The following is a 7,187-nucleotide window of genomic DNA, read 5'->3' on the forward strand; positions in this document are numbered from 1 at the left end:
CACCTGCCTTTATACAACAAAAACGCACCCGCTTAGGATGCGTTTTATATTTCCTCTCTCAATCTGTCCATGCCCACCTTGATTCTCGCCTGTAAGTCTTGTATCATACGCTTTGTTTTGCGTTTATTTCTTTTTGGACCTTCCTGTAACACCCTCACCGTGTCCTGCAGTTCCCGGATACCAGTATTAGTGTAGTGCGAAACATACTCTTGGCCGCAATGTGGGCAACAAAAATAAGTTTTTAATATGTCGTCGTAAACAATATCGGTGCCCGGTTCTATTAATGTAAATTCTTCTTTACAACCTTTATCGCATTTTAATTTCAGCATTTATTGCACCGCCTTTTATGTTATACTATTGTAAAGTAAGCAAAAGGAAGGAGTTGGATAATGTCTAAAAAAGTGGAAATGTGGGAGCCGTGCCCCAGGTGTGGTTCGAAAAAGGTTAATGCCCAAGGCGGTTGTTTCTTTTTTTTACTAGGTTTCGCGTTGTTAGGTGTTAGTATTTGGCTAATATTACTTGTCCCGCCAGTAGGCGTTGCCGGCATTTTACTTGGTATAGGGTTTATGTTTGCCTCACCATTTCTGAAAAACATGCTGCAGTGCCAAGACTGTAAAAAAGCATGGAAATTTCCACACAAAACGAAGCATAAAGAAGGGGTATAGCGACCCCTTCTTTTATTTTTGACCAAATTTTTCTCTCAATCTTTTCCGATCCGGTGTTGTCTGTTCCAATATCCAGCATTTTTCAAGATACTCCCGACCGCTTTCGCTTTGCTCTAGCCGGTAAATAAACGCATCCCGGAGCAAGGCCCGGAAGTCGTCCACTCTTATATCCTCTAAGTCAAGAAAACTAATCCGGGCGTAATCACTCACTATTTTAGAGTCGAGTGAGTGGATAACATATTTTACTCCCTCATCACCTTGGCTTGGGTAATGAGGGATTTTAAGTTTGGGTCAGCCAGCACACCCCTTGTAAATTCCACGTACCCTATCAATAGATCCAACATATCTTCAAAATCAAATTTCTGTATACAGGCATCAGTGATTTTAACACCTTGCCTGTTTGTGTCTAGTACATCCCTAACCAGTGTGGACACCTCCTGAAAATCCATACCATCAACATTCTTGGTTGCTTCCAGCCTCCCCATCAGCTTCAGGGTTGGTGTTGGCAAACTAAGTGGTGTCCCATCATGTAGTTTTAACTCAAAGTATTTCTTTTCCCGTTTCTGAAAATCTAACACCGGCTACACCCCTTCTATCTCTTCTTCCAAGATGATCAAAGTCCCATCTTTATCAGCTGGTTGTGCTTTAAATTCCGCGTTAATGACTGTTTCTGCGTCTTTAGTAAATGCGATAGTAAAGCCGGCCTCGTTACTACCTACAACAGTTACTCGTAAGTCACCATCTGCCGCATCCTCATGTAAAAAACGGACAACGTATTTCCTACCATCGTAATTACCAGCTCCGCCGATTTTTAATGTCCTAATACCCTCGTCCTCGGTAACCCGGCCGGTGCTGCATAGCGTCTTTAGTTTATTTAGGTTCCAGGTCATTATGCCAGATTTTAAAACCGCTTCTTCCTCAGTCAACACTTTTTTAGATACTTGCCCCAGGTCGTCTTTAGCCTCGTAGAAAGTTGGTGTGTATTCCAGACTAGCCCCGCCTTTAATGTGGCCGAGGCGGTTTTCTTCAGTCTCAATTACGTTATTTTCCGGCATTTCTCCGGTAAATTCCATAATGTATAATTTACCGCTACCTAATACAATTTTTTGAGTGTCGCTCATACTTAACCCCTCCTAATTTTAGTTGTAAATTCGATATGGTAGGCCGCTTGATACAGGTTTTCAGATTCGATGGGCGTTTCATAAACCTGGTATGGGATACCTTTAGCATCCAACATGGATTCAACTAACTGCTGGCTTGCCGGGTCTTTATGGATTGTGTACAACTCAATCAGGTACCCGGTGCGCTTTATCTCGTTTCTATCGTCGGAACCATAGGCGCTGGCATCCGCCACATGGTAAGTAATAAACGGGGGCTCTGGTGCCGGGTTCCCAGGGCCCACCTTGAACTCGCTATAGGCAACCGGCATACCGAGTGCTTTTAATGCCTGGTATAGTTCTGTTTGTGTCATGGCCTAACCCCCATTCCTAATGATCCGCTTGATCCGTTCCTCCATATCGGGAACATGTTTGTCGTAAGCCGGGCGTATGTGAGGGATCGCCTCCACCCGGCCACCACCAACCTTGGCATGGCCAAATTCCAATAGGTGTGCTATTGGCCCTTTGGTTTTATTGTGGATAACATATTTAATCTCGCCGCCCAAAGTTGTTTCTTTTTTTCGAGTCCAGCCTTTTTTGTATTCCCCGGTTTCTACGGGTGAGGTGGCCTTGACTTCCTTTAACACGGCGTTCGAGGTGGTGCTAAGTTCTTTTTCAACAGCGGCACTAACATCTTCGGTATATTCCTTCACCGCCAGAGTGATCTCTGCGGCAAGATTATCAATTTTAATATTGCTAGCCATCACCATAACCCCTTAACACCTTAAAACACACATAAGGATACAGTAGCCACATATACCATTTAAGCTCACACTTTTTCAGACACTTGTAAATGATAATAGGGACGCCCCACCGTTTTATAGTAAGTTTGTAGGTAAGTGACGGTTTGAGGCCGTTAGGTACAGGTTTCAGCTCCATATATCTCGGTAATTTAGCCATCAGTAGACACCCTTTCGCAAGTCAACTCCATTTCATCAAAGGCCAACCTAGACCCTTGCCGGGCCATACCACCCCGGTAAGTCCTTATCACTTTATACCGGGCGCCTTCAAACTCCACTTCTCGTTCCCCATTGTATTCATACTCGTGGATTACAAATACCATTGCTGGTTTTAGTCCGGTTACGGCAGCGCTGTAAAATTCATCCCGGGAAATAGATTTTAGGCCACACAGTACCGTTGTTTTGGTTTCAACTGGTATCTGCACCCCAATCTCGTTTTCCTCCCATGTGTGGCTAATTAGGGTTAGTTCGTGGTCATAGGTCACTGGCCACCACCCCCGGTATGGATGATTAGATTGTGCAGCCTAAATTGCAGGTGCCGGGGCATGGCCTTGTCGCTATCCCGGGACTGGTACCGCCAAGTGGCGTAGTCCACCACAAACATTAAATGGTAAGGGTTGGCACCATCCAGTACCAACCCCTTCTCGTCTTCAAGCTCTTTAATTACACTTTCTGTAATGGTGGTTAAATAGGTATCCCGGACGTTTGTCCGTATCCCTAACCGCTCTTTAACTAGATTGGTAGCAAGAGTTATATCCATCCCATCGCCTCCTTTATTGTGGCGATTATGTCCGCTTTAAGCATCCGGTCATTAAGCCCGGTAATACCATGGGCATCTGCAAAGGTAAGCAGTTGGGCCTTGGTCATCGCCTCCAGATCAGGTATTACCGGAGCGGACATGCTTAATGCCCCATTTATTCCCCCGTTTCATCCACCAAGTCAACCAACACAAAGGCTTTAGGCATTACTGGCTTGCCGTCATACCTGCCAATGCCTCGTACTGCGGTCTGGTCTTCACGGAATTTGTAATGCCCGGACATATCAATGCGAGTGCCTTCCCTTTCCACCAGGGTGTATTTGTCGAACACGCCGAAAAGCAGCTTATCCTTGGGCATGTAGTTGCTGAACACCACTCTTAAGCCTAAGAAGTTGGGTTGTTGTAAGTTAGGCAACACGACAACGTCTTTCCCGGCAGCGTCGACGTGCAAGGTTAAGTTGGCAAGTTTGCTGTAATAGGTTTGGCGGTGCACAACGCAAACAATTTCACCAGTCGCATCTTCGCCGGTATCAATCATCCCCAGCAAAGGAATCAGCGCCTCATACTCTGCAGAAGCAGAAACTTGGTTCTCTGCAGGAATTTGTGGAATGATGCCCTCCGGCTGTTTGTTGGTCGACCCCTCTCCTAAAAGAATGGCCTTGTCCAGCGCCTTTGCAATGGAACGTGCAATCCGCTTGGTTAGATAGTCGTCCAAGTTGATAACACTGTCCTCAAGCAGGCTATTGTCGATGTAGACAATCCGGCCCACTTTGAAGCCGTCGAACTCTACAGCGGTCAGGCGGGAATCATCTTCCTCAGGAATTGCTGCCCGTTGTTCTACCCAGGTGGCTTCTCCAGTATCAACATCCAAAATCAGCTTCACTCTGCCGCCAGCAGTGATTTTGTCTACCAGCGGATATAAAGTAGTGTAATCACCAATCCGCTCACGGATTCGGTTTACAACAATGTCCGGAATAATCAGCTCTGCTCCAGCTTCCCCAGGAGGCAAGACTTGTCCATTGGCTCTAGCTTGGAGCCTAGTCCGGAGTTCGTTATAAAAGTCCTCCACTTCTCGGGTGAAGTATTCTTGTTTTGCTCTCTTTTCGGTCATCTTTTTATCATTCCTTTCCTTGTTGGTGTTGGTCGGCGCCTTGCTGTTGAGCTGCTCAAGCTCGCCCTCCAACTCCGCAATTTCTGCCTCAAGGCTAGCTTTCTTTTGCTTAAGCTCTTCCTTTTCGGCCTCAATCTTGTTCACTTCTTCCTCGACCGCTGCAAGCTCCTCATCGGTTTGAGCCTCTGCCAGCGCTGCTTCTATTTGTTCAGCCCTGGTTTCTAATCCCCTTTCCTGTTCCTCCAGCTCTGCTAACACAGCTTTGCGCTGCTCAATTTTTTTGGAAATCATCAACTGCTTAAGCATTTTTTAACCCTCTCCCTTAATTGTTTTTTCTTTTGCTCCAGCTGTCGTTTCCGGTGCTGGTCAACCTCTGCTTTTCTTGCCTGTATTCCGGTATCCTCGTAGGCCGGGAAGGTGCACACTGAAACCTCATGAAGGTCTATTTTTGTGATGGTCCACTTTACGGTCCCATCGTCTCTCCAATCAGTTATTTCCTCGAGAATATTAAACCCAAACGAACACTGGTCTACGTCTCCACGTTTCACACGCTCATAAAGGTTTACCGCGTCTGTGTCATTTGTGTTGATTTTCACTCGGCCCCATAGGCCATAGTTATCTGTTTTTAGTTCCAAGGTGTTTGCTTTCGTGCGCCCTAAAACCAAGGTCGTATCGTGATTAATCAAAGCTCTAATATCGTTACTCAATGTTTCATCAAAGGCCTCCGGTGCGATTTCTTCAAATGCGCCCGGCCAAAGCTCCGTCTCTCGGCCAAATACTGCAAAATAACCCTCAATATACATCTCTTGGCTATCGGGCTCTGCTCGTGTCTTTAGTTTTGTCTGAAGACTCCGGCTCTGCCTAATCTTCCTGTCCATCACCCTCACCTCCCTGAATCAGTTTCTTTTGGTCTCCTATCATCCCCCGCGGGATATAGTTTTCTAAAATGACTAGCTCTGATAGCCCTTCTTTGGGAGACATACCAAGCCAATCCCTAACCTCATTCCCGGTCATGATTCCCCGGACGTACATGTTACTGCCTACGTCAGCCAATTCTTTTAGATCGTAAGCATACAGAGAACGGGGGTTAAACTTGAAATACAGATCAGGGCTATAAAGCAGTTTCCTGGTTAATTCCTGCTCAATCCCCTTTGCCAATGGCAAAATTGTTGAATTGATAAAGTTGTTATATTCGTCCTTGTTGTACTTCCCAACTCCAAGAAAAAAGGCCGGCACTCCAAAGATGCCAGCTACTGTGCGTTTATCTATCTCCACTGCTTCGTTTATAGCGATGTCTTTCAAAGACAACGGCTTAACCTGCTCCACTTCCAGCAGTTCCGCTGGGATAATCCAGGGTCTCCCTGCCTCGCTGGATTCAAGATATTTCTGATAGACTCCTTCCCGGCCTTCCTCGCTTGCGAGTTCAGCCGTCAAACTGTCCACCTTCACGATAAGCGAAGGCATGTACTTGCCAGACATAAAGCTCTTTTTTGTTGCAGTGGCCTGCTTGAGGTTGTTAACAATATCCTTAAGCACTACCCGGTAGCCCCTACCTCTCCAGGGCTCTTCGGGGTCAGGATTAATTACGAAGTGCAGAACTTCATCATGGCCGTATAGCTGGCCACCATATCTTACTTGGTAGCCATCATCAGTTGCAATAAAGCTGACTTTAGACGGTTGCAAAGGTATCAGTTCATCAATTAGCCCATCAGTTGTTAGCTTAGGGTAAATTAAGCTGTTGCCTTGGCCCTCTAACAGCATGGTGTAAACTACCCAGTACATCCACGCCTTCCTGGTCATTAGTCTATACGGATTGACGTCAATTTTCCGAGACAACTCATTCCGAATTCTTATGTCCCCGTCATCGGTGTTTTGCATCAAATAGATTGTCATGGATGAGATCAGATCAGCTATCCGGTGAACCGCCATTCTTACTTCTGGGTTGTCCGATAGTCGAGTATAGCCCGGAATTGCCAAAGTGTCATAAGAATCGTGAATGAGAAACCATTCCAAAGCTGCTTTTGGCTCAGCTCTCGTCTTTCTCTTGCTTGATCTAAACCAGTCTAACAATCCCATCTATTCACCACCTTTCAGCCACTTACTAGCCGTCCCTGATTTAGCCAGGTTTTTTAATTTCTGCATACAAGCAAAAACAGAGGCATCGAACAAGTCAATCCTCTGTGTAGGTAGCACTTTTTCATATTTGACAGCATCGTCAACCTGCTCAATCGCTCGGACGTTCTGGACGCAATACTCATAAGCGTCGCTATGCAAATAATAAAACTTGCCTGCTTTAACCTTTTTCTCAATGTGCCGGAAACCTTCAGACTTAAGGTGGTAAAGCTGCGGTGTATCCTCTATCCGAAACCTTGCCTTCTTCATCTCCAAGAAAAACTCTCGCCCAAATTTGCGGTCAAAACCAACTTGCTTGATGTTAAAACCCTTCTTGCGCATACCCATGAACCACTTTACAACGGTCTGGTGGTCGGTAACAGGAGAATTGGTCATAGTGAGCCAACCGTCATCCTGCCAGCCAAAGAGTGGGATATTGTCCTCTTCCGCTTTAGTATGCGCTGCTACAATTGGGAAAAACGCGTGAGTTATTACAACATCAACATCATCATACGTTCCATACAGAGCAGCCGCGGTCAGGTCATGTAATTTAGCAAGGTCTGCCCCACCATACCACTCGATTGGGAGCTTCGCTAATTCATCCAAAGTCCAGTTGTATTTGCGGTCACTGGCTCGGAACTCCTC

The 7,187-nt window shown here is 46.0% G+C and carries 14 protein-coding genes; 1 reads left to right on the forward strand and 13 read right to left on the reverse strand.

From position 1 onward, the window contains the following. Window positions 1-44: 44 nt before the first annotated feature. Entirely contained in the window at window positions 45-329 is a 285-nt protein-coding gene (locus tag BR02_RS0112485; RefSeq protein ID WP_031517608.1) for a hypothetical protein, read from the reverse strand. Window positions 330-389: 60 nt separating this feature from the next. On the opposite strand from BR02_RS0112485, the gene BR02_RS0112490 reads away from it, so the two are divergent. Continuing rightward, window positions 390-665, forward strand: coding sequence for a hypothetical protein (locus BR02_RS0112490; RefSeq protein WP_031517607.1), 276 nt, complete (start codon window positions 390-392; stop codon window positions 663-665). Window positions 666-677: 12 nt separating this feature from the next. Here the strand turns inward: BR02_RS0112490 and BR02_RS0112495 are convergent, their stop codons facing one another. From BR02_RS0112495 to BR02_RS0112555, 12 genes are all read right to left on the reverse strand, one after another. Continuing rightward, entirely contained in the window at window positions 678-875 is a 198-nt protein-coding gene (locus BR02_RS0112495; RefSeq protein ID WP_238442475.1) for a hypothetical protein, read from the reverse strand. Window positions 876-907: 32 nt separating this feature from the next. Next, window positions 908-1,243, reverse strand: coding sequence for a hypothetical protein (locus BR02_RS0112500; RefSeq protein WP_031517603.1), 336 nt, complete (start codon window positions 1,241-1,243; stop codon window positions 908-910). 3 nt (window positions 1,244-1,246) lie between these two features. Continuing rightward, window positions 1,247-1,786 carry a hypothetical protein gene (locus BR02_RS0112505; RefSeq protein ID WP_031517601.1) on the reverse strand — a complete coding sequence of 180 codons (540 nt, stop codon included), beginning with the start codon at window positions 1,784-1,786 and terminating at the stop codon, window positions 1,247-1,249. A 2-nt stretch (window positions 1,787-1,788) separates the two neighbouring features. Further along, window positions 1,789-2,136 carry a hypothetical protein gene (locus BR02_RS0112510; protein ID WP_031517599.1) on the reverse strand — a complete coding sequence of 116 codons (348 nt, stop codon included), beginning with the start codon at window positions 2,134-2,136 and terminating at the stop codon, window positions 1,789-1,791. A 3-nt stretch (window positions 2,137-2,139) separates the two neighbouring features. After that, complete coding sequence (locus BR02_RS0112515; RefSeq protein ID WP_031517597.1) at window positions 2,140-2,526, reverse strand: HK97 gp10 family phage protein; 387 nt, start codon at window positions 2,524-2,526, stop codon at window positions 2,140-2,142. A 188-nt stretch (window positions 2,527-2,714) separates the two neighbouring features. After that, window positions 2,715-3,047: a phage head closure protein gene (locus BR02_RS0112525; RefSeq protein WP_031517593.1), complete on the reverse strand. Its 333-nt coding sequence runs from the start codon at window positions 3,045-3,047 to the stop codon at window positions 2,715-2,717. Beyond that, window positions 3,044-3,322: a hypothetical protein gene (locus BR02_RS0112530; protein ID WP_031517612.1), complete on the reverse strand. Its 279-nt coding sequence runs from the start codon at window positions 3,320-3,322 to the stop codon at window positions 3,044-3,046. Before BR02_RS0112530 ends, BR02_RS0112525 begins: the two co-directional genes overlap by 4 nt. Beyond that, on the reverse strand, window positions 3,313-3,462 hold the full coding sequence (locus tag BR02_RS15515; RefSeq protein WP_157834977.1) for a hypothetical protein: 150 nt from the start codon (window positions 3,460-3,462) through the stop codon (window positions 3,313-3,315). The genes BR02_RS0112530 and BR02_RS15515 overlap by 10 nt, the downstream gene beginning before the upstream one ends. 14 nt (window positions 3,463-3,476) lie before the next feature. Beyond that, the gene (locus BR02_RS0112540; protein ID WP_031517615.1) at window positions 3,477-4,736 is read right to left on the reverse strand and encodes a phage major capsid protein; all 1,260 of its coding nucleotides are present in this window, start codon (window positions 4,734-4,736) and stop codon (window positions 3,477-3,479) included. Further along, complete coding sequence (locus BR02_RS0112545) at window positions 4,721-5,308, reverse strand: HK97 family phage prohead protease (protein WP_031517617.1); 588 nt, start codon at window positions 5,306-5,308, stop codon at window positions 4,721-4,723. Before BR02_RS0112545 ends, BR02_RS0112540 begins: the two co-directional genes overlap by 16 nt. Further along, a complete protein-coding gene (locus BR02_RS0112550; protein WP_031517619.1) occupies window positions 5,292-6,506 on the reverse strand; it encodes a phage portal protein in 1,215 nt (404 codons plus the stop codon). Before BR02_RS0112550 ends, BR02_RS0112545 begins: the two co-directional genes overlap by 17 nt. Continuing rightward, the coding region (locus BR02_RS0112555; protein WP_034639534.1) for a terminase TerL endonuclease subunit at window positions 6,507-7,187 on the reverse strand (681 nt) is incomplete at its 5' end.

Origin of the sequence: Desulfofalx alkaliphila DSM 12257 (genome assembly GCF_000711975.1) — a bacterium.
In the GTDB taxonomy this organism is placed as follows: Bacteria; Bacillota; Desulfotomaculia; order Desulfotomaculales; family Desulfohalotomaculaceae; genus Desulfofalx; species Desulfofalx alkaliphila.